18 protein-coding genes are annotated in these 19,900 nt (G+C 68.8%); 9 read left to right on the top strand and 9 right to left on the bottom strand.

The features are described 5' to 3' along the window. Positions 1–36 precede the first annotated feature (36 nt). Both AB6807_RS23600 and AB6807_RS23595 read right to left on the bottom strand, forming a co-directional pair. A complete protein-coding gene (locus tag AB6807_RS23600; protein WP_286517423.1) occupies positions 37–1,014 on the bottom strand; it encodes a magnesium and cobalt transport protein CorA in 978 nt (325 codons plus the stop codon). Positions 1,015–1,075: 61 nt separating this feature from the next. Then, entirely contained in the window at positions 1,076–1,702 is a 627-nt protein-coding gene (locus AB6807_RS23595) for a hypothetical protein (protein WP_371086452.1), read from the bottom strand. Between the two features lie 273 nt (positions 1,703–1,975). Between AB6807_RS23595 and AB6807_RS23590 the strand changes: the two genes are divergently transcribed. The 5 genes from AB6807_RS23590 to AB6807_RS23570 all read left to right on the top strand — a co-directional run bounded on the left by AB6807_RS23590 (position 1,976) and on the right by AB6807_RS23570 (position 7,020). Continuing rightward, positions 1,976–2,311 carry a type II toxin-antitoxin system RelE/ParE family toxin gene (locus tag AB6807_RS23590; RefSeq protein WP_371086451.1) on the top strand — a complete coding sequence of 112 codons (336 nt, stop codon included), beginning with the start codon at positions 1,976–1,978 and terminating at the stop codon, positions 2,309–2,311. 2 nt (positions 2,312–2,313) lie between these two features. Further along, a complete protein-coding gene (locus tag AB6807_RS23585; protein WP_371086450.1) occupies positions 2,314–2,646 on the top strand; it encodes a helix-turn-helix domain-containing protein in 333 nt (110 codons plus the stop codon). Positions 2,647–2,736: 90 nt separating this feature from the next. Beyond that, on the top strand, positions 2,737–5,334 hold the full coding sequence (gene mutS / locus AB6807_RS23580) for a DNA mismatch repair protein MutS (RefSeq protein ID WP_286517432.1): 2,598 nt from the start codon (positions 2,737–2,739) through the stop codon (positions 5,332–5,334). A gap of 28 nt (positions 5,335–5,362) precedes the next feature. Further along, a complete protein-coding gene (locus tag AB6807_RS23575; protein WP_116912950.1) occupies positions 5,363–6,202 on the top strand; it encodes a proteasome-type protease in 840 nt (279 codons plus the stop codon). 5 nt (positions 6,203–6,207) lie between these two features. Continuing rightward, a complete protein-coding gene (locus AB6807_RS23570) occupies positions 6,208–7,020 on the top strand; it encodes an alpha/beta fold hydrolase (protein ID WP_371086449.1) in 813 nt (270 codons plus the stop codon). A 99-nt stretch (positions 7,021–7,119) separates the two neighbouring features. On the opposite strand, the gene AB6807_RS23565 is transcribed toward AB6807_RS23570, so the two are convergent. The 7 genes from AB6807_RS23565 to AB6807_RS23535 are packed head-to-tail and all read right to left on the bottom strand — an operon-like array spanning position 7,120 to position 14,823. Next, positions 7,120–8,592, bottom strand: coding sequence for an amidase (locus tag AB6807_RS23565; RefSeq protein WP_116912948.1), 1,473 nt, complete (start codon positions 8,590–8,592; stop codon positions 7,120–7,122). 51 nt (positions 8,593–8,643) lie between these two features. Continuing rightward, entirely contained in the window at positions 8,644–8,988 is a 345-nt protein-coding gene (locus AB6807_RS23560; RefSeq protein ID WP_207786819.1) for an AzlD domain-containing protein, read from the bottom strand. After that, positions 8,988–9,728: an AzlC family ABC transporter permease gene (locus AB6807_RS23555; RefSeq protein ID WP_371086448.1), complete on the bottom strand. Its 741-nt coding sequence runs from the start codon at positions 9,726–9,728 to the stop codon at positions 8,988–8,990. Before AB6807_RS23555 ends, AB6807_RS23560 begins: the two co-directional genes overlap by 1 nt. Beyond that, entirely contained in the window at positions 9,725–11,395 is a 1,671-nt protein-coding gene (locus tag AB6807_RS23550; protein ID WP_371086447.1) for a dipeptide ABC transporter ATP-binding protein, read from the bottom strand. Before AB6807_RS23550 ends, AB6807_RS23555 begins: the two co-directional genes overlap by 4 nt. A 13-nt stretch (positions 11,396–11,408) precedes the next feature. After that, a complete protein-coding gene (locus AB6807_RS23545; RefSeq protein WP_116912946.1) occupies positions 11,409–12,281 on the bottom strand; it encodes an ABC transporter permease in 873 nt (290 codons plus the stop codon). 1 nt (position 12,282) lies between these two features. After that, positions 12,283–13,224 (bottom strand): ABC transporter permease, encoded by a 942-nt coding sequence (locus tag AB6807_RS23540; RefSeq protein ID WP_286517426.1) that lies wholly within the window; start codon positions 13,222–13,224, stop codon positions 12,283–12,285. Between the two features lie 24 nt (positions 13,225–13,248). Beyond that, complete coding sequence (locus AB6807_RS23535; RefSeq protein ID WP_371086446.1) at positions 13,249–14,823, bottom strand: ABC transporter substrate-binding protein; 1,575 nt, start codon at positions 14,821–14,823, stop codon at positions 13,249–13,251. A 253-nt stretch (positions 14,824–15,076) separates the two neighbouring features. Here AB6807_RS23535 and AB6807_RS23530 point away from each other — a divergent pair, with 253 nt between their 5' ends. From AB6807_RS23530 to AB6807_RS23515, 4 genes are all read left to right on the top strand, one after another. Beyond that, a complete protein-coding gene (locus AB6807_RS23530) occupies positions 15,077–16,495 on the top strand; it encodes a PLP-dependent aminotransferase family protein (protein ID WP_371086445.1) in 1,419 nt (472 codons plus the stop codon). A 103-nt stretch (positions 16,496–16,598) separates the two neighbouring features. Continuing rightward, positions 16,599–17,201 carry a GNAT family N-acetyltransferase gene (locus AB6807_RS23525; RefSeq protein ID WP_371086444.1) on the top strand — a complete coding sequence of 201 codons (603 nt, stop codon included), beginning with the start codon at positions 16,599–16,601 and terminating at the stop codon, positions 17,199–17,201. A gap of 118 nt (positions 17,202–17,319) precedes the next feature. Further along, positions 17,320–18,042, top strand: a complete 723-nt coding sequence (locus AB6807_RS23520) for a LuxR C-terminal-related transcriptional regulator (protein ID WP_371086443.1) — start codon at positions 17,320–17,322, stop codon at positions 18,040–18,042. 71 nt (positions 18,043–18,113) lie between these two features. After that, entirely contained in the window at positions 18,114–19,898 is a 1,785-nt protein-coding gene (locus AB6807_RS23515; protein WP_371086442.1) for an ATP-binding protein, read from the top strand. Positions 19,899–19,900 lie beyond the last annotated feature (2 nt).

Genomic DNA, 19,900 nt, shown 5'->3' with positions numbered 1-19,900 from the left:
ACGCCAAGTCAATGCTCGTCCCCTACAGCCCGCCCCCTACAGCCAGCCTGCGCGCCTGAACCGGTAGTACAGGTAGCCGCAGGTGCTCACGATGAGTGCCAGCGCCACCGGGTAGCCGTAGTGGAATTTCAGCTCCGGCATGTGCTCGAAGTTCATGCCCCAGATGCCGGCGAACGCGGTGCACACCGCGAAGATGCTGGCCCAGGCCGCCAGGCGCTTGGTGACTTCGCTTTCTTCGATGGTCACCATCGACAGGTTCACCTGGATCGCCGTGCCGATGGTGTCGCGCATGGCGTCGATGGAGCCGTTGATGCGCCCCAGGTGGTCGCCCACGTCGCGAAAGTACTCCTGCGAGCTCATGCAGATCTGCGGCACCCGCCCGCCGTGCATCTTGCCGGCCGCCTCCAGCAGCGGCGCCACCGCGCGCTTCAGGATCATGCTGCGGCGCTTCAGGTCGTACAGCTGCTTGATCTTGTCGCGCGCCGCGCCGCCCTGGCCGAAGATCTGCTGCTCGATGCTCTCGAGCTCCACTTCCAGCGCGTCGATCACCGGAAAGTAGCGGTCGACCACCGCGTCCATCAGCGCATACAGCACGAAGCCCGCGCCGTTGCGCAGCAGGTCGGGCTCGCGCTCGCAGCGCTCGCGCACGCCCAGGAAGCCCTGCTTGCTGCGGTTGCGCACCGACAGCACGTAGTTGGTACCGACGAACACGTCGACCTCGCCCACGTTGGTGCAGTGCTCGCCTTCGGGCGAGGGCTCCACCAGGTGCATGACCACGAAGAGCGAATCGCCGTACTCCTCCACCTTCGGGCGCTGGTGGCCGTGGTGGGCGTCTTCGACCGCCAGCGGATGCAGGTTGAATTCCTTCTGCATCTCTTCCAGCTCTTCGTTGGAGGCGTCGCTCAGCGCCACCCACACGAAACAGCCCGGGCGGCTGATGTAGTCGCTGATGTCCTCGACCGAGATGTCGGCGAGCTTGGCGCCGTTTTCATACGCCACGCAGTTGATCAGCATCGGTGCTCCGAATGAATCGCGGTTGGTTGGAATGGCCGGGGGTGGGCCCGTTCAGGACAGTTCAGGGCGCGTCGGCGTCGGCGGTTGCTGCGAGGCGAGCCGTGGCGGCCAGCGCCGCGTCGATGGCTTGCGTTTCGCCGCGAAGCAGGGCAAGGCCCTTCTCGGCGAGAGCGGTATGGCTGGCCACGTCGGCCCACAGGCTGGCAGCGGCCTCGGCGCAGGTGAGCGAGGCGAAACGGATGCGGCCCTTCGCCAGCTCGACGAAGCGTTGTTCGCGCAACGGATCCGCGCGGTCCCAGGCGCCGCCGATGAGCACGCGCTTGCCGCGCTTGACGCGCGGTTCCAGCTCGGCGAAGAAAGGCAGCTTGGCGGAGAGCCAGCCGGCCAGGCCGGTGTTCAGCGCGGTGTCGAATGCCGAAGGCGCGGCATGCGCCCTGGCGAACTCGCGCAGGGTGCCGAGCTGGTAGAGCACCGCGTCTTTCGGGCCGGCCGCGCCGCCTTCGACGGGCCGGATCACCGACGGCGGGCCGCCCGCGCGGCCTTCGGGCCGTTTCGATTTGCGCAGGTCCGCGAGCTGGGCCGGGGACATGCAGAGATAGAGCGCAGCCAGTTCGGCGGGCAAGGTGGCGGTGTCTGGCAGCGCCGGGGCGCCGGCATCAGGGCCTTGGAGTTCGTTCATTTTGGCCATGGGCGCCTTGTTCTTCATACGCGGGTCGCGCTGGCGGATTTTAGGGGGGTGGGTGCGTGCGAGTGGCGCCGGGATTTGGACGAACCTGAGGTCGCTTTCTGACGCCATGCATTTGAACGGTCGAGTCGCCCACAAAGTCACGGTGATCGAGGTAGACAGGCGGCTTGGAGACGCGAAAGCATCGCGACCCTGCTGAGAATAGGAACCGAGGGAGTCAGGGGCATTGGTGTCGCTCGGCTTCGCGTATAAAATTTTATACATCCAGTCGCATCGATGGACGAAAAAGAAATTCGCTGGGTCGGCTCTTCCTTTGCGGACCTGCTGGCCTTTCCCATGCAAACGCGCCGTGCGGCCGGCTTCGAATTGGGCAGGGTCCAGGCCGGGCTGGATCCGACGGACTGGAAACCTTTCAACGATGTGGGCCCCGGCACGCGGGAGATTCGCCTCAGGGAGCCGGACGGCATCTTCCGGGTGATGTATGTGACCAAGTTCGAGGAAGCCATCTATGTGCTGCATTGCTTCCAGAAGAAAACACAGGCAACCAGCCAGCAGGACAAGGCCATCGCAGACGCACGCTATCGGGCAGTGATCAACGCAAGGAAGAACTGACCATGAAGACAGACACCGCAATCCGACATGTCACCAAGCCTGGCGCCAATCTTTTCCTGGAACTGGGCTTTTCGCCAGGCGAGGCCAAGCGCCTGCAGACCGCGTCGAAAAAGCAGATCAACGACACGCAGCTGCTGAAGCAGCAACTGATGGAAGAGTTGTCGAACTGGATCGCCGAGCATCAGCTGAAGCAGGCTGAAGCGGCTGAGATCCTGATGGTTTCCCGCCCCCGCGTTTCCGATGTCATGAACAGGAAAACGGCCAAGTTCACCATCGATACTCTGGTCGAAATGCTCAGCCGCATTGGCAAACCCGTCAACCTGGTAGTCGGCTGAGCCGTCCGCCCGTCCCCGATAATCGCCCGAGTGAAAACGACGACTGCCCAACCCTCCCCCTCGACCAGCGACTTTTCCGGGCATACGCCCATGATGGCGCAGTACCTAGGCCTCAAGGCCAACCACCCGGACACGTTGCTGTTCTACCGGATGGGCGACTTCTACGAGCTGTTCTGGGCCGACGCCGAAAAGGCCGCGCGCCTGCTCGACATCACGCTCACGCAGCGCGGCCAGTCAGCCGGGCAGCCTGTGGTGATGTGCGGCGTACCCTTTCATGCGGTCGACACCTACCTGGCGCGGCTCATCAAGCTGGGCGAATCGGTGGCCATCTGCGAGCAGGTGGGCGAGGTCGGCGCGAGCAAGGGGCCGGTCGAGCGCAAGGTGATGCGGGTGGTCACGCCAGGCACGCTGACCGACTCCGAACTGCTCAGCGACAAGAGCGAATCGCTGCTGCTCGCGGTGCATGCGGGCACGCGCAATTTCTGCGGGCTGGCCTGGCTCAGCGTGACGGGCGCGGAGCTTCGGCTGGCCGAATGCCCGGCCGACGCGCTCGAGACCTGGATCGCCCGCATCGCGCCCAGCGAGTTGCTGTACAGCGCCGAGGTCACGCCCGCCTTCGAGCAGCGCCTGAAGGCCGCGCGCGCCGCCACGCCGTTCACGCTGTCGATCCGACCCGCGTGGCAGTTCGACGGCGGCCTGGGCGAGCGCAAGCTCAGCGAGCAGATGGGCAGCAACAGCCTGGCGGCTTGGAACGCCGAGTCGCTCACCAACGCCCATGCCGCGGCCGCCGCGCTGCTGGGCTACGCAGAACATACGCAAGGCCGCGCGCTCTCGCACGTGCAGCGCCTGTCGGTGGAGCGCGACGGCGACCTGATCGAGCTGCCGCCCACCACGCGGCGCAACCTCGAGCTGGTGCAGACGCTGCGTGGCGAAGAGTCGCCCACGATGTTCTCGCTGCTCGACACCTGCATGACGGGCATGGGCAGCCGGCTGCTGAAGCGCTGGCTGCTGTCGCCGCGCCGTGATCGCTCCGAGGCGCAGGCGCGGCTCGAGGCCATCGGCGCGCTGCAGTCCACGGTGCTCGGCGGCACGGCCGCGCCGTGGCGCACGCTGCGCGAGCAACTGAAGAACACCAGCGACGTGGAACGCATCGCCGCGCGCATCGCGCTGCGCCAGGTGCGCCCGCGTGAACTGCTGGCGCTGCGCCTGGCGCTATCGAAAGCGGAGCAGCTCGCCCCGCTGCTGCCCGCCGCCTCCGAGCTGCTCTCCCGCATCACCGAGCGCCTGGCGCCGCCGCCGGGCTGCGCCGACCTGCTGGTGAGCGCCATCAAGCCCGACCCGTCCGCGCTGGTGCGCGATGGCGGCGTGATCGCCACCGGCCACGACGCCGAGCTCGACGAGCTGCGCGCCATCAGCGACAACTGCGACGACTTCTTGCTGAAGCTCGAAATCAGCGAGCGCGAGCGCACCGGCATCAGCAACCTGCGGGTGCAGTTCAACCGGGTGCACGGCTTCTACATCGAGGTGACGCAAAGTGCGCTCTCCAAGGTGCCCGACAACTACCGCCGCCGCCAGACGCTGAAGAACGCCGAGCGCTTCATCACGCCCGAGCTGAAGGCCTTCGAGGACAAGGCGCTGAGCGCGCAAGACCGCGCGCTGGCCCGCGAGAAGTGGCTGTACGAGCAGCTGCTCGATGCGCTGCAGCCCTCGGTGGGCGCGCTCACGCAACTGGCCGGCGGCATCGCCACGCTCGACGCGCTGTGCGCGCTGGCCGAGCGCTCGCACACGCTGCACTGGCGCGCGCCCAGCTTCGTGTCGCACCCGTGCATCGAGATTTCGCAGGGCCGCCACCCGGTGGTGGAAGCGCGGCTGGCCGAAAAATCGTCGGGCGGCTTCATCGCCAACGACACGCAACTGGGCCCGCAGCAGCGCATGCAGGTCATCACCGGCCCCAACATGGGCGGTAAATCGACGTACATGCGCCAGGTGGCCATCGTGGTGCTGCTGGCCTCCATCGGCTCGCACGTGCCGGCCGCGGCCTGCAGGCTCGGGCCCATCGACGCCATCCACACCCGCATCGGCGCGGCGGACGACCTGGCCAACGCGCAGTCGACCTTCATGCTGGAGATGACCGAGGCCGCGCAGATATTGCACAGCGCCACGGCCCAGTCGCTGGTGCTGATGGACGAAATCGGCCGCGGCACCAGCACCTTCGACGGCCTTGCGCTGGCCGCGGGCATCGCGGCCCAGCTGCACGACCGCAGCAAGGCCTTCACGCTGTTCGCCACGCACTACTTCGAGCTGACCGAGTTCCCGGCCACGCACCACGGTGCGGTGAACATGCATGTGAGCGCGACGGAAGCGGGCCGCGACATCGTCTTCCTGCACGAAATGCAGCCCGGCCCGGCCAGCAAGAGCTACGGGATCCAGGTGGCGCGGCTGGCCGGCATGCCGGCGGCTGTAGTCAACCATGCGCGCCAGGCGCTGGAGGCGCTCGAATCGCAGCATGCGCAAACGCGTGCGCAGGTCGACCTGTTCGCACCGCCTCCGGTGGCCGAAACGCCCTTGTCCAGCGCCGTAGAATCCGCCCTGGCTGCGCTCGACCCCGACACCATGAGCCCGCGCGAGGCACTCGACGCCTTGTACGCCCTTCAAAAATTGAACAAACGCGAACAGGCCGCCGGCTGACCGGGCACTGTTCATGCGAGATGAACTCATGACTTACTGCGTAGGCATCAAACTCAACGCCGGCCTGGTGTTCCTGTCCGACTCGCGCACCAATGCGGGCGTGGACCACATCAGCACCTTCCGCAAGATGATCGTCTATGAGCAGCCAGGCGACCGCGTGATGGTGCTGCTGTCTTCGGGCAACCTCAGCATCTCGCAGTCGGTGCGCGAAATTCTCCAGATCGAAGAGCTGCGCGAAACCCGCGAAGACGGCACGCCCGGCGAGCCCATCACCATCTGGAACGCCAAGAGCATGTTCGATGCCGCCCGCGTGCTCGGCTCGGCGGTGCGCCATGTGTACGACCGCGACGCCGAGGCGCTCAAGCATGCGGGGCTGGACTTCAACGTGTCCTTCATCTTCGGCGGGCAGGTCAAGGGCGAGGGCATGCGCCTGTTCCTGGTGTACGCGGCCGGCAACTTCATCGAAGCCACCACCGAAACGCCCTACTTCCAGGTCGGCGAATCGAAGTACGGCAAGCCCGTGCTCGACCGCGTGCTCACCCCCGAGACCCCGCTGGACGAAGCCGCCAAGTGCGCGCTGGTGTCGATGGACTCGACCATGAAGTCGAACCTGTCGGTCGGCCTGCCGCTCGACCTGGTGGTGTACGAGGCCAACAAGCTCGAGACCGACCGCGTGATCTGCATCGACGCCGACAACCCCTACTACCGCATGATGCACAACAGCTGGGGCCAGAAGCTTCGCGAGGTGTTCGACAGCATCGAAGACCCGGTGTGGGACGACAGCCATACCGAGCATCCGCTGAAGATGCCCGCCACCCGCCACGGCGCGCTGCGCAAGATCTCCACCCCCGACGAAAAGCTGATCTGAACCCCGTGCCCCCGGTCGTTTTCTCGCACGGCAACAGCTTTCCCGCCAGCACCTACCGCGTCGTTCTCGACAGCCTGCGCGCCCGCGGCTTCGAGGTCGACGCCATCGAGAAGTTCGGGCACGACCCGAAGTACCCGGTGACCGACAACTGGCCGCACCTGGTGCAGCAGCTGGCCGACTTCGCCAAGCTGCGCGCCGAACGCGCGGGCGGCCCGGTGTTCCTGGTCGGTCACTCGCTGGGCGGCTTCCTGAGCCTGATGTGCGCGGCGCGGCACCCCGAGCTGGCACGCGGCGTGGTGCTGGTCGACTCGCCCATCCTCGGCGGCTGGCGCGCCAACACGCTCAACGTGGTGAAGCGCACGCCGCTCATGAAGAGCATTTCGCCCGGCGCCATCAGCCGCAAGCGCCGCAACAGCTGGGAGCACTGCGAAGCGGTGTTCGAGCATTTCCGCAGCAAGAAGGCCTTCGCGAAGTGGGACGAGCAGGTGCTGCATGACTACATCGACCACGGCACCTTCGACGGCGACAAGGGCGGGGAAGACGGCCGCGAGCTCAGCTTCGACCGCGACGTGGAAACCGCCATCTACAACACCCTGCCCCACAACCTGGGCGCCTTGCTGCGCGCGCACCCGCTCAAGTGCAAGGCGGCCTTCATCGGCGGGCGCCAGTCGGCCGAGATGAAGCGCGTGGGCATGACGATGACCCAGCTGGTCACCAAGGGCCGCATCGCCATGCTGGACGGCACGCACCTGTTCCCGATGGAAAAGCCGCTCGCGACAGCGGCGGCCATCGAGGCCGCGCTGCGCAACCTGCTCTGAGCGGCTGCAGGCGCCGCGTCATCACCCCGTGATGACGCACGCGCAGGTCACGTGTCGGTGAGGTGCAAGCAGGTCACGCGTTCGTGAGGTGCAAGCAGGTCACGCGTTCGCGACGTGCACCCCCGGCCGCTGCCCCGCGTTCCACTTGCCCCCCAGCGCCCGCTCGATCTGCGCGGCCAGCTGCAGCAGCAGCCCGTCGTTCGCCTGCGCCGCCTGCGCCTGGATGCCCAGCGGCAGGCCGTTTTCCTGCGCCGCCATCGGCAGCGAGATGCCCGGCAGCCCGCACAGGTTCGACAGCGGCGTGTACGCAAAGTTTTGCCACAGGTTGGCGAACCAGTCGTACACCGAGGGGTTGGTGCTGGTCGTCAGGTATTCGCTGGTGCCCACCTTGGGCGTGGGCAGCGCGGTGATGGGCGTGAGGATGATGTCCCAGCGCTGGAAGAAATTGCCGAACGCGCGCGAGGTGGTGTTGAACACCGCCTGCATCTTCGAGCGCTCGGTGTACGAGGTGTTGAGCCCGGCTTCCCAGATCTTGATGTTGATGGGCTCCAGCAGCTCGGCCGGCGGGCGCTCCAGCCCCAGGCGGTGCAGGTGGCCGTCGATGACCTGCGCGAAGTTGCTGATGTAGCAGGTGGTCTGCGCGGCAAAGGCGGTCTGAAAGTCGACTTCGGGCAGCACCCACTCCACGTGGTGCCCCAGCCCTTCGAGGAACTTGCCCGTGCGCTCCAGCTCGGCCACGAAATGCGGCGTGGCGCGAAAGTCGCCCCACTCGTGCGACAGCGCGATGCGCAGGCGGCCCGGGTCTTTGCGGATGAGTTCGCTGTACGGCTCGGCGGGCGACCAGAAGGGCATGAACTCGCCCGGTGCGCCGCCGCGGCAGTGGTCGACAAAGGCGGCCGTGTCGCGCACGGTGCGGCTGTGGCAGCCCTGGATGGACACCAGCCCCGACAGGTCCGACAGCCCCGGCGCCAGCGAGAACACGCCGCGCGACACCTTCAGGCCGATGTTGCCGTTCACGCCCGCCGGAATGCGGATGGAGCCGCCGCCGTCGGTGGCGTGCGACAGTGGCAGCACGCCCGCGGCCACGGCCGCCGCCGTGCCGGCCGACGAGCCGCAGGTGGTGTATTCGAGGTCCCACGGGTTGCGCGTGACGTGCAGCGCGTTTTCCACCGAGCTGCATACGCCGAACTCCGGCGTGGTGCTGCGGCCGACGATGTTCAGGCCGGCCTTGCGCAGCTTTTCCGTGAGGAAGCTGTCGGCCGCCGGGCGGTTGCCCTGCATGATCATCGAGCCGAACTCCTGCAGCCGGCCCTTCAGCGTGGGGCCCAGGTCCTTCATGAGGTACGGCAGGCCGGCGAACACGCCTTCGGGGTCCATGCCGTCCTTCAGCGGGTCGGCCACCACGTCGTCGAACACCTCGACCACCGCGTCGAGCCGCGGGTTGACCTTGGCGATGCCGGCCGCGGCCTGCGCGGCCAGTTCGGCCGCCGTCACGTCGCCCTTGCGCACGCGCTCGGCCAGCGCCATGCCGTCGTGCGCGGCCCATTCGTCCCAGCTCATTGCCAGCGTCATCTCATGTACTCCAGTTCGCTTCAAAAAAATGTGGATCGGTCGTTGTTCGTTTCATGGCCAGCCGAAGCCCAGCCGCAGGAGCATCAGCGTACCCGTGCCGACCAGGATCGTCCCGGCCACGTCGTTTCGCCGGACCAGGTAGTAGGCCAATGCGGCGCCCACTGCAAAAAGCCGCGCATCGTGCCAGTCGGACAACAGGCGCCCGTTGCTCAGGAACACGTCGGGCACCACCATGGCGAGCAGCGCCGCTACCGGTGCGTGGCGCAGCCCGCGCCACAGCCAGCCGGGCAGCCGGGGTTCGCTGTCGGGCAGCAGGAAGAAGCTGCGCGTGAGCACCGTCACCACCACCAGCGCGCCCACGGCCAGCCACACGTAGGCCTCGTGCCCCAGGTGCATCAGCGCGCACCCCAGCGGCGGTCGGCCCAGGTGCCCGCCACGAAGGCGGTGGCAATGGCCGCGACCACATTGAGCCCCATCGGCAGCGATGCTGTCGCCAGCGCCACCGCGCCCGCGGCCAGTGCCGAGCAGCGCACCGCGCGATCGGTGAGCATCGGCAAGGCCAGCGCCAGCAAGGCGAGCACGCCGATGAAGCGCAGGCCCCACGCAGCCGGAATGGCGTCGGCCAGGAAGATGCCCGCCAGCGACGCGACGTGCCACGCCGCCCAGTTGGTCAGCGCCAGCCCGAGAAAGTAGCCCTGCTGGCGCGCCGTGGCGCGCCCTTCGGGCGAAGGCTGCGGATGCCGGTGCACGAACTGCGCATACACCGGGTCGCCCGCCAGGTACGACAGCAGCACGCGCGCGAGCCGGCGGTGCGCGCCGAAATAGCGCCGCCAGTTCACGCTGAACACCACGAAGCGCAGGTTCAGCACGCACGCGGTCGCCACGATCACCCACAGCGGCGCGCCGGCCGCGATGAGCGGCAGGCAGGCCAGCTGCGAGGCGCTGGCGAACACCAGCAGCGACATCGCCAGGATCACGCCCAGCCCGACGCCGCTCTTGGCCATGGCCACGCCGGCCACCAGGCCCATGGCCATGGTGCCCAGCGCCGCGCCCGCGATGTCACGCCGCCCTTCGGCGAAGGCGCCGCGCCAGGCGGGGTCGTCGATGGCCGCGCGCCAGGCGCCCCGCAGGCTCACTGCGCGCTCGCGAGTTCCGCGCGCGGCGCCGCCGCCAGCAGCCGTCGCGTGTACGCGTCGGCCGGCGCGTTGAACACCTGCCCCGTGGGCCCCTGCTCCACGATGCGGCCCTGGCTCATGACGATGACGCGGTCGCACAGCTGCGCGGCCACGCGCAGGTCGTGCGTGATGAACAGAATGCCCAGCCCCAGGTCGCGCTGTATCTCGCGCAGCAGGTCGAGAATCTGCGCCTGCACCGACACGTCGAGCGCCGACACGGCCTCGTCGGCCACCAGCACCTGCGGCTGGCAGGCAATGGCGCGCGCGATGGCCAGTCGCTGGCGCTGGCCGCCGGAGAACTGGTGCGGGTAGCGCTCCAGCGCGGTGCGCGGCAGCTGGATGCGGTCCATCAGCTCTTCGGCGGTCTGGCGCGCGTGCAGCTTGCTCAGCCCGAAGTTCATCGCGCCCTCCACCATCGACGAGCCCACGGTGCGCCGCGGGTTCAGCGAACGGTTCGGGTCCTGGAACACCACCTGCACGCGCGAGCGCAGCGGCCGCAGCCGGCCCTCGGGCAGGTCGCGCACCTCGGCGTCGCCCCACAGGATGCTGCCCGCGCTGGGCGCGATCAGCCGGATCATGCAGCGCGCGAAGGTCGACTTGCCCGAGCCCGACTCGCCCACCACGCCCACCGTTTCGCCGCGGTGCACGGCCACGCTCGCGTCCTGCAGCGCGGTGTTGTGCTTCGCGCGGCCGAGCCAGTCGCGCCGCGTGTAGACCTTGCCGACGCCAGTGCCGCTCAGCAGCGGCTTGCCGCCGGGCAATGCGCGCGCGGGCGGCGGCGTCATGCCGGGCACGGCGTCGAGCAGCATGCGCGTGTAGGCCTCGCGCGGCTGGCGCAGCACCTGTTCGCACGGGCCCTGCTCCACCAGCGCGCCGCGGTGCATCACCATCACGTCGTCGGCAATTTCCGCGACCACGCCCATGTCGTGCGTGATGAAGAGCACCGCGCTGCCCTGCTCGGCCTGCAGCTCGGCGATGAGCTTCAGTATCTCGGCCTGCGTGGTCACGTCCAGCGCGGTGGTCGGCTCGTCGCAGATCAGCAGGCGCGGCTTCAGGATGATGGCCATCGCGATCACGATGCGCTGGCGCTGCCCGCCCGAGAGCTGGTGCGGGTAGCTCGCATGAATGCGCGCCGGCTCGGGCAGCCGCACGCGCTCGAAGATGGCGATGGTGTGCGCCTTGCGCTCGGCCGCGCCCCACGCGGTGTGCGTGCGCAGCAGCTCGTCGACCTGCTCGCCGCAGGTGAGCACCGGGTTCAGCGCCGTCATCGGCTCCTGGAACACCATGCCCATGCCGGTGCCGCGCAACTGGCGCAGCCGCTTGTCGGAGGTGAAGCGGCCCTGCGCCACCAGCTTCTCGCCGCACAGCATCACGTCGCCGGCCTTCAGCGTGAGGCCCTTGGCCAGCAGGCCCATCACCGTGGTGGCCAGCACGGACTTGCCCGAGCCCGACTCCCCCACGATGCACAGCGTGCGCCCGGCCTCGATGCGCAGGTCGAGCCGTTCGATGGCGTGCGGGCGGTCGGCGTCGGAGGGCAGCGCCACCTGCAGGCCGCGCACTTCGAGGATGGGGGCGCCCGGGTTGGAACCGGGTGCGGAACCGGATGTGGAATCGGATGTGGGGGTCATGAAAATCTGCGCCTCACACGCGTTTGGAGAACTTGGGGTCGAGCACGTCGCGCAGGCCGTCGCCCAGCATGTTGATGGCCAGCACCGTGGGCACCAGGAAGAGCGCGGGGAACAGCACGTTGCCCGGGCTCTGCGAGAACTGCACGCGCCCCTCGGCCATGATGTTTCCCCAGGTGGGCACGTCCGACGGCAGGCCCAGCCCGAGGAAGCTCAGGATGGCCTCGGTCAGCACGGCCGAGGCCGCGATGAAGGTGCCCTGCACGATCAGCGGCGCCAGCGCGTTGGGCAAGATGTCGCGCCACAGGATGGTCGCGTCGGCCGTGGCCAGCGCACGCGCGGCCTCCACGAAGGGCTCGTCGCGCAGGCTCATCACCAGCGCGCGCACCAGGCGCGTCACGCGTGGCACCTCGGGCACGGCAATGGCCAATATCACCGTCGGCAGGCTGGCGCCCAGCACCGCCACCAGCGTGATGGCCAGCAGCACGGCGGGAATGGCCATCACGCCGTCCATCACGCGCATCAGCACCGCGTCGACCGCGCGGAAGTAGCCCGCCAGCATGCCCAGCAGGCAGCCGAAGGCGATGGCGACGAAGGCGGTGAACAGGCCCACCGTCATCGAGATGCGGGTGCCGTAGAGCACGCGGCTCCACACGTCGCGGCCCACGCTGTCGCTGCCCATCCAGAAGGTGTGGGCGAACTGCGCGCCGTCGGGCAGCGTCACCTGGCCCGCGGTACCCGCGCCCACCGAGATGAAGCTCGGGTCCATCACCGAGGGGTCGAAGGTGCCCAGCCAGGGCGCGAACACGCCCAGCAGCGCCAGCACCACCAGCACGACGATGCCGCCGCGCACGGCGCTGTTGCGCCAGAGTCTTTTCAAGGTGCTCATGTCAGTAGCGAATGCGTGGATCGATGAACAGGTAGCTCACGTCCACCAGCAGGTTGACGGCCACGTACACCACGGCGAAGAACAGCACCACGCCCTGCAGCACCGGAAAGTCGCGGTTCAGCACCGCGTCCACCGTGAGCTGGCCCAGGCCCGGAATGGCGAACACCGTCTCGGTGACCACCACGCCGCCCAGCAGCAGCGCCGCGCTCACGCCGATCACCGTGACCACCGGCACCGCCGCATTGCGCAGCGCGTGGTGCTTGAGCACCTGCAGCTCGGTGATGCCCTTGGCGCGCGCGGTGCGAATGAAGTCTTCGGTCAGCGCCTCGCTCACCGCGGCGCGCGTCACGCGCGACAGCAGCGCCACGTAGGTGATGGCCAGCGTGAGGCACGGCAGCACCAGCTGGTTCAGCCACGGCCCCACGCCTTCGCCGATGCGCCGGTAGCCCTGCACCGGAAACCACTGCAGCTTCATCGCCAGCAGGTAGATCAGCACATAGCCGACCACGAACACCGGCACCGAGAAGCCCGCCACCGAGAACGCCATGACGGCCTTGTCGAGCCAGCCGCCCATGCGCCACGCGGCCAGCGTGCCCAGCGGCAGCGCGATGGCCACCGCCAGCAGCAGCGTGCCGCCGGCCAGCGAGAGCGTGGGCTCCATGCGCTGGCCGATGAGCTCCAGCACCGGCTTGTTCAAAAAGAACGAGAAGCCCAGGTCGCCGTGCAGCACGCCGTTGCCCCAGATCGCGAACTGCTCCCACAGCGGCCGGGTCAGGCCGAGCTGCACGCGGATGCGGTCCAGGTCTTCGTTGGTGGCGCTGTTGCCGCCAATGACGGCCGCCGGGTCGCCGGGCGTGAGGCGCACGATCATGAAGATCGCCACCGCCACCACCAGCAGCACGGGAATGGTGGCGAGCAGGCGCTTGCCGAGGAAGGTCAGCATGGACGGGCCCTCTTCTCTTCGTTCTTATTGCTTCTTGATGTTCCAGTACACCTGCGCACCGGCCGGCACCAGGCCGCTCACGTTCTTGCGCACCGCGGCGGGCTGGTTGTACTGGCCCACGGGCACGTGCGTGGCGGTCTCGAAGGCGCGCAGCTGGGCGGCCTGCGCCAGCTTCTTCTTGTCGGCGTCGGTCTTGGCCTGCGTGAACTGCACCTTGATTTCCTCGAGCTTGGCGTCGGTCTGCCAGCCGAACCAGCCCTTGTCGCCGGTGGCATTCATCATGGCCATGGTGATCGGGTTCAGGATGTCCGAGGCGGTCCACGAGGTCATGAACGCGCTCCAGCCGCCGGCCGCGGGTGCGTCCTTCTTGGCGCGGCGCGCCACCAGCGTGGACCAGTCCATCGACTGCATGTCGACCTTGAAGCCGGCCTGCTCCAGCTGCTGCTTGGCCACCAGCGGCAGCTTGCCGATGGTCGGGTTGTCGGTCGGGCGCATCAGCACCACCGGCTCGCCCTTGTAGCCCGCCTCTTCGAGCAAGGCCTTGGCCTTCTGCGGGTTGGCCACGCCGGTGTAGTCGCCGGTTTGCTCCGACTCGAACAGCGTGCCGCAGGGGAACATGCTCTTGCAGTAGCGCGTGAGGCCGGGCGTGCCGACCTGGGTGCGCAGGAAGGCTTCCTGCCCCAGCGCCAGCAAGGCCGCGCGGCGCACCTTCTCGTTGTTGAAGGGAGGCTGCAGGAAGTTGAAGCGCAGGATGAACTGGTTGCCCGCGGGTTGCGCGTCGACCAGCTTGATGTCGGGGTTGGTGCGCAGCGTGGCGTACTGCTCGAACGCCGGCTGCTCCAGGATGTCGGCCTCGCCGTTGAGCAACGCGTTCATCTGCGTCTGCGCGTCGCGAATGATGAGCCACTCCACGCGGTCCACGTACACGTTCTTGCCGCCGGCGGTGCCCGAAGGTGCTTCGGCGCGCGGCTTGTAGCGCGTGTTCTTGGTGAACACCACGCGCTCGCCGGGGCGGAACTCGTCGGCCTTGAACACGTAGGGGCCGGAGCCGATCGACTCCTTGATCTGCACGTCGCCCGAGGTGTCGGCAATGCGCTTGGGCATGATGAACGGCACGTTGGAAGACGGCTTGCCCAGCGCCTCGAGCACCAGGCCGAAAGGCTCCTTCAGCACGATGACGAAGGTCTTGGCGTCGGGCGTGTCGTAGCGCTCGGTCACCTTCGACAGCTGCGCGCCGAAGGTGTCGCGGCTGGCCCAGCGCTTGATGGACGAGACCACGTCCTCGCTGGTGACGGGCTTGCCGTCATGGAACTCCAGGCCGTCGCGCAGCGTGAAGGTCCAGGTCTTGTTGTCGGGCGACACCTTCCACTTGTCGACCATCTGCGGGCGGATGTGGCCTTCGAGGTCGGTGGCGAACAGCGTGTCGTACACCATGTAGCCGAAGTTGCGCGTCACGTAGGCGGTGGTCCAGATCGGGTCGAGCACGGTGATGTTGCTGCTCGGAATGATCTTCAGCGTGGTGGTCTGCGCCATCGCCGGGGCAATGAACGCACCGGCCAGCAGCGCGGCGGCGCCCCATCGGGCAAGGCGGCGCGACAAGATTCCTGCCGGGCGGACAGGCGAAGGCGAGAAGGGCTGCGGTTGCATGTGATTTCCTGACAAAGGATGAACGGGGAACGCCGTGCCGGGGAGCCTCGGAAGGCGTGCGGCGGCGAGGTCTCCATTGAGACATCTGCCAGGGGAAATGCATATATACAGTTGAGAGGGTCTGTAGTAGAACAGTCGCTCTTCTTCCCTGTGTTCGTCCCCGTGTTGGGGCTTTTTCGTGCACACGAAACGTGCATGCCATGCCGTGATCACTGTCAACCCTTCGCTGCCCACGCCCCTGGTGCGCCAGGTCTACGACGCGCTGCTCGCGCAGATCGCCTCCAGCGCGATGAAGCCCGGCGACAAGCTGCCCTCGGTGCGCGCGCTGTCCACCGACTGCGGCGTGAGCACCATGACCATCACCAACGCCTACCAGCGGCTGGTGGCCGAGGGCCATGTGGAGGCGCGGCGGGCCAGCGGCTACTACGTGGCCGAGGCGGAGCGCTCGGCCGCCACGCGGCGCAAGCCCTTCCTGGGCCGCACCTCGGTCGACTCGCTGTGGCTGCTGAAGCACGTGTACGAAGACGACCGCACGCTGCTAAACGCCGGCTGCGGCTGGATCCCGCCCGAGATGCTGCATATAGACGGTGTGAAGCGCGCGCTGGCGGCGCTGTCGCGCAAGTCGGCCGCCGGCCTGGCGAACTACGGCACCCCCTACGGCTACCTGCCGCTGCGCCAGCAGGTGCAGACGCTGCTCGCGCAGCAGGGCATCGAGACCGCGCCGCACCAGATCGTGCTGACGCACGGCGCCTCGCAGGCGCTGAACCTGGTGGCGCGCTGCCTGCTGCAGCCGCGCGACGTGGTGCTGGTCGACGAGCCCGGCTCCACCAACCTGTACGCGATGCTGCGCTCGCTCGACCTGAAGCTGGTGGGCGTGGAGCGCACCGTGCACGGCCCCGACGTGGCCGCGCTGCAGGCGCTGGCGCAGCGCCACGGGGCCAAGGCCTTCTTCACCACCACCAACCTGCACAACCCCACCGGCGGCCACTGCACGCCGGCGGTGGCCTACCAGATGCTGCGGCTGGCCGAGCAGTTGGACTTCCACATCGTCGACAACGACGTGATGGCCGGGCTGGAGCCGCCCGGCGCCGCCACGCCGCTGGCGAGCCTGGACCGGCTGCAGCGCGTGATCCACGTGGGGAGCTTTTCGAAGACGGTGTCGCCCGCGCTGCGCGTGGGCTTCGTGGCGTGCAACGAGGAGTTCGCGGAAAAGATGATCCTGCAGAAGATGGTCAACAGCCTCACCACCTCGGAACTCACCGAGCGGCTGCTGCACGGCGTGCTGGTCGAGGGCCGCTACCGCGCGCACGTGTCGAAGCTCGCCGAGCGGCTGCAGGCCGCGCAGCACACGGTGTGCGACAGGCTGGAAGCCGCGGGCATGCAGCTGTTCACGCGGCCGGCGGGCGGGCCCTTTCTGTGGGCGCGCTTCGAGCGCGACGACGTCGACATGCGCGCGCTGGCGCAGCGCGCCATTGCCGAGAGCTTTCTGCTGGCGCCGGGCGACCTGTTTCGCACCGACCTGCGGCCCACGCCGTGGCTGCGCTTCAACGTGGGCTACGCGGACGACCCGAGGCTGTACCGCTTCCTGGCGCAAGAGGCCAAGCGGCTGCGCGCCAGGGCCTGAGCGCGCGCCTTTCGCCACACAGGCGCTTCCTAGAATCACACGGGTTCCGCCGCCCCCCCAAAGTCCAGTCCAGTCCAGTCCCGTCCCGTCTCTGCAGACCCGCATGCCACCCCCACATCTCTCCACGCCCGCGCTGGCCGACGCGCTGATCGTCGATCCGTTCTACCTCGCGATTTCCGTCGACTTCGCGCACGACATGCACCAGCGCAAGGCGGTGCTCGCCGCGTACTTCGGCTACTCGATGGGCGAGGCCGCGCGCACCGGCCGCTGCCTGGTGCCCGATGAGCCCACGCTGGGCGCCGCGGCGTGGCTGCTGCCGCGCGCGGACGATGTGGACGCCACGGAGTCCGCCGCCAAGAGCGCCTTTCTGGCCGACACGCTGGGCCCGCGCGGCCTGGCCAACTACGAGCGCATCGTCGCGTTCATGTCGGCGCGCGCGCCGACCGTGGTGCCTGCGGGTGCGTGGTACCTGTCGATCCTGGGCATCGCGCCGGCGGCGCAGAGGCGCGGCATCGGCGCGCGGCTGCTCGCGCCCACGCTGGCCGAGGCCGACGCGGCGGGCGCGCCCTGCTTCCTGGAAACCTTCACGCCGCCGAGCGTGGGCTTCTACGAGCGGCTGGGCTTTCGCAGCGAGGCCGCGCACCATGAGCCGATGTCGGGGGCGCAGTACCTGATCATGTGCAGGCCGCCTTTCAAGCCCCTTTGATCCGCGCGCGCGGCGGGGTCGATAGATACAGCTGGCAATACTTGGCAACATTTCCGGGACAATGGCCGCCCAGGCCCCACCCACCTCGGGCAAACGGCCTGGCAACAGAATCCGCCGCATGTCCGCCGTCGCTTTCACCGAAGAAGTCCAGCCCGTCTCGCTGAGCCCCGCGCTCATCGTCGAAGACGACCCTGCCATGCAGGCCCGCCTGCGCCACGTGCTGTCCACGCTGGGCTGCAACGCCGCGCACATCGCCGTGACCGACAGCGTGGCCGGCGCGCAGCGGCTGCTGGCCGACAACCGCTACAGCGTGGCGCTGGTCGACATCGGCCTGCCCGACGGCAGCGGCGTGGAGCTCATCGGCTGGCTGCAGGCGCACCACCCGGGCGTGCCGGCGGTGGTGATCTCGGCCTGGCGCACCGAAGAAGTCATCTTCGCGGCGCTGCGCGCGGGCGCCATCGGCTACCTGCTGAAGGAGCGCGACGACCTCGAGCTGGGCCTGGCGCTGCGCAGCATCGAGCAAGGCGGCGCGCCCATCGACCCGACCATCGCGCGGCGCATCCTGGCCTGGGTGGCCGCGGCGGCGCCGCCGACTGCCGCTACGGCGTCCACCCCGGCGCAAACGCCCCCGGTCGACGCGCTGCGCTCCGCGCTCACGCCGCGCGAACGCAAGATCCTCGAGCTCGTGGCGCAGGGCCTGAGCAACCGCGACATGGCGGAGTCGCTGTCGATCTCCAGACTGACCGTGGAATGCCACACCAAGAACATCTACCGCAAGCTGGCCGTCAACTCGCGCACCGAAGCGGTGTTCCAGGCGCGGCGGCATGGCTTGCTGCGCTGATCGGCGCGCTGCCTCCCGTTCTCGCAGTCCTTTTCGCGTTCTTTCTCGCGCTCTTTCTCGCGGCCACGCCCGTGCCTGTGTTCGCGCAGGAGGCGGCCACGCCCGCGTTGCGCGTGGAGGCCGTGCGCGCCGCCGGCTGGCACGACACCGCGCCGCCCGCCGAGGGCTGGACGCCCGTCGCCCTGCCCGACAGCTGGGCCCAGCGCTGGCCCGGCTTCGACGGCGTGGTCTGGTACCGGCTGAGCTGGACGCAGCCTGAGCCGGTGCACGAAGCCGGCCTGCTGCTGCGCTACCTGAACATGGCGGGCGAGGTGTCGCTCAACGGCACGCCGCTTTCGCGCGACGACAGCCTGGTGGAGCCGCTCAGCCGCGCCTGGAACACGCCGCGCTACTGGCTGCTGGCGGCGCCGCTGCTGCGCCCCGGCGCCAACACGCTGCTGGTGCGCGTGTCGGGCCTCGCGGCCTACCAGGCCGGGCTCGGGCCGGTGGAGCTGGGCGCGCCCCGCGCCATGCAGGCGGCGTTCGACCGCGAACGCCTGCTGCGCCGCGACCTGCAGGTGCTGGGCCTGGCGGTGAGCGCGGCGGTGTCGGCCTTCTTCGCGGCGTGGTGGTGGCTGCGCCGGCGCGAGACAGCCTACGGCTGGTTCGCGGCCATGTCGGTGCTGTGGCTGCTGTTCGCCTACAACCAGATCGCGACCAGCCCCTGGCCCTTTGCGTCGAACCATGGCTGGCAGGCGCTGAACACCTCGCTGCTGCTGGTGTTCAGCCTGTCGTACCTGGTGTTCGCGCTGCGCTATGCCGGGCGGCGCAAGCCGCGCCTGGAAGGCGCGGCGCTGCTGGTGGTGGCCGCGGGCGTGGTCGACCTGTGGACCGCGCCGCTGGCCGACCTGATGGCGCACCGCGCGCTGTGGACGCTGGTGGGCGGGCTGACCATCATCGTGGTGAACAGCGTGGCCGTCGTGCACGCGTGGCGCCACCCGGGCAGCCCGATGCGCGCGCTCACGCCGTTCATGGCGCTGTCGGCCATCACCGGGGCGCACGACCTCCTGGTGTTCACGCAGGTGATCGACAGCAACATCTACTACACCAACATGTCCTCGTACGTGCTGCTGCTGGGGATGGCGCTGGCGCAGGCCGCGCGCTTCGCGCAGAGCCTGCGGCGCATCGAGAACTTCAACACCGAGCTCATCGAGGAAGTGAACGCCGCCAAGGCCGAGCTGGCGGCCACGCTGGCGCAGCAGCACGCGCTGGAGCTCGCGCACGCGCGCATCGGCGAGCGCGTGAACCTGGTGAGCGACCTGCACGACGGCCTGGGCGGCATGCTGGTGGGCAGCATCGCCACGCTGGAGCGCGCGCCCGAAAACCTGAGCGCGCCCGAGCTGCTGGCCATGCTCAAGCGCCTGCGCGACGACCTGCGGCTGATCATCGACGCCACCGGCCGCGACGACGGCGCCCGCACGCTGGGCGAGCTGCTGGCGCCGATGCGCCACCGCAGCGCGCAGCTGCTGGAGGCCAACGGCATCGACTGCCGCTGGCAGGTGGCGAACATCGACACGCTGGAGCTGCCGCCTTCGCAAAGCCTGGACCTGATGCGCTTCCTGCAGGAGGCGCTGACCAACGTGCTCAAGCACAGCGCCAGCGCGCGGGTGGACGTGAGCGTGGCGCGCGCCGGCGCCGAGCTGCGCCTGAGCGTGCGCGACGACGGGCGCGGCTTCGCGTTGGAAGACACGGCTCGCAACGCGGGCGCCGGGCTGCGCAACCTGCGCGCGCGGGCACGGCGCCTGGGGGGCGAGCTGCAGCTGCAGTCGCGCCCCGGCGAAACGCAGGTGGCGCTGCGGATGCCGCTGGCGCCCTAGGC

The sequence above is a fragment of the Variovorax sp. RCC_210 genome, assembly GCF_041355175.1.
Taxonomy (GTDB): Bacteria; Pseudomonadota; Gammaproteobacteria; order Burkholderiales; family Burkholderiaceae_C; genus Variovorax.
Note: the sequence above shows the minus strand (reverse complement) of the source record. Positions and strands in the feature narration are given on the sequence as shown.

Excerpts from the sequence above, each read along its gene's own strand:
- AB6807_RS23600 (WP_286517423.1), bottom strand. The coding sequence starts at position 1,014 with ATGCTGATCAACTGCGTGGCGTATGAAAACGGCGCCAAGCTCGCCGAC.
- AB6807_RS23595 (WP_371086452.1), bottom strand. The coding sequence starts at position 1,702 with ATGGCCAAAATGAACGAACTCCAAGGCCCTGATGCCGGCGCCCCGGCG.
- AB6807_RS23590 (WP_371086451.1), top strand. The coding sequence starts at position 1,976 with ATGGACGAAAAAGAAATTCGCTGGGTCGGCTCTTCCTTTGCGGACCTG.
- AB6807_RS23585 (WP_371086450.1), top strand. The coding sequence starts at position 2,314 with ATGAAGACAGACACCGCAATCCGACATGTCACCAAGCCTGGCGCCAAT.
- mutS (WP_286517432.1), top strand. The coding sequence starts at position 2,737 with ATGATGGCGCAGTACCTAGGCCTCAAGGCCAACCACCCGGACACGTTG.
- AB6807_RS23575 (WP_116912950.1), top strand. The coding sequence starts at position 5,363 with ATGACTTACTGCGTAGGCATCAAACTCAACGCCGGCCTGGTGTTCCTG.
- AB6807_RS23565 (WP_116912948.1), bottom strand. The coding sequence starts at position 8,592 with ATGACGCTGGCAATGAGCTGGGACGAATGGGCCGCGCACGACGGCATG.
- AB6807_RS23560 (WP_207786819.1), bottom strand. The coding sequence starts at position 8,988 with ATGCACCTGGGGCACGAGGCCTACGTGTGGCTGGCCGTGGGCGCGCTG.
- AB6807_RS23550 (WP_371086447.1), bottom strand. The coding sequence starts at position 11,395 with ATGACCCCCACATCCGATTCCACATCCGGTTCCGCACCCGGTTCCAAC.
- AB6807_RS23545 (WP_116912946.1), bottom strand. The coding sequence starts at position 12,281 with ATGAGCACCTTGAAAAGACTCTGGCGCAACAGCGCCGTGCGCGGCGGC.
- AB6807_RS23540 (WP_286517426.1), bottom strand. The coding sequence starts at position 13,224 with ATGCTGACCTTCCTCGGCAAGCGCCTGCTCGCCACCATTCCCGTGCTG.
- AB6807_RS23525 (WP_371086444.1), top strand. The coding sequence starts at position 16,599 with ATGCCACCCCCACATCTCTCCACGCCCGCGCTGGCCGACGCGCTGATC.
- AB6807_RS23520 (WP_371086443.1), top strand. The coding sequence starts at position 17,320 with ATGTCCGCCGTCGCTTTCACCGAAGAAGTCCAGCCCGTCTCGCTGAGC.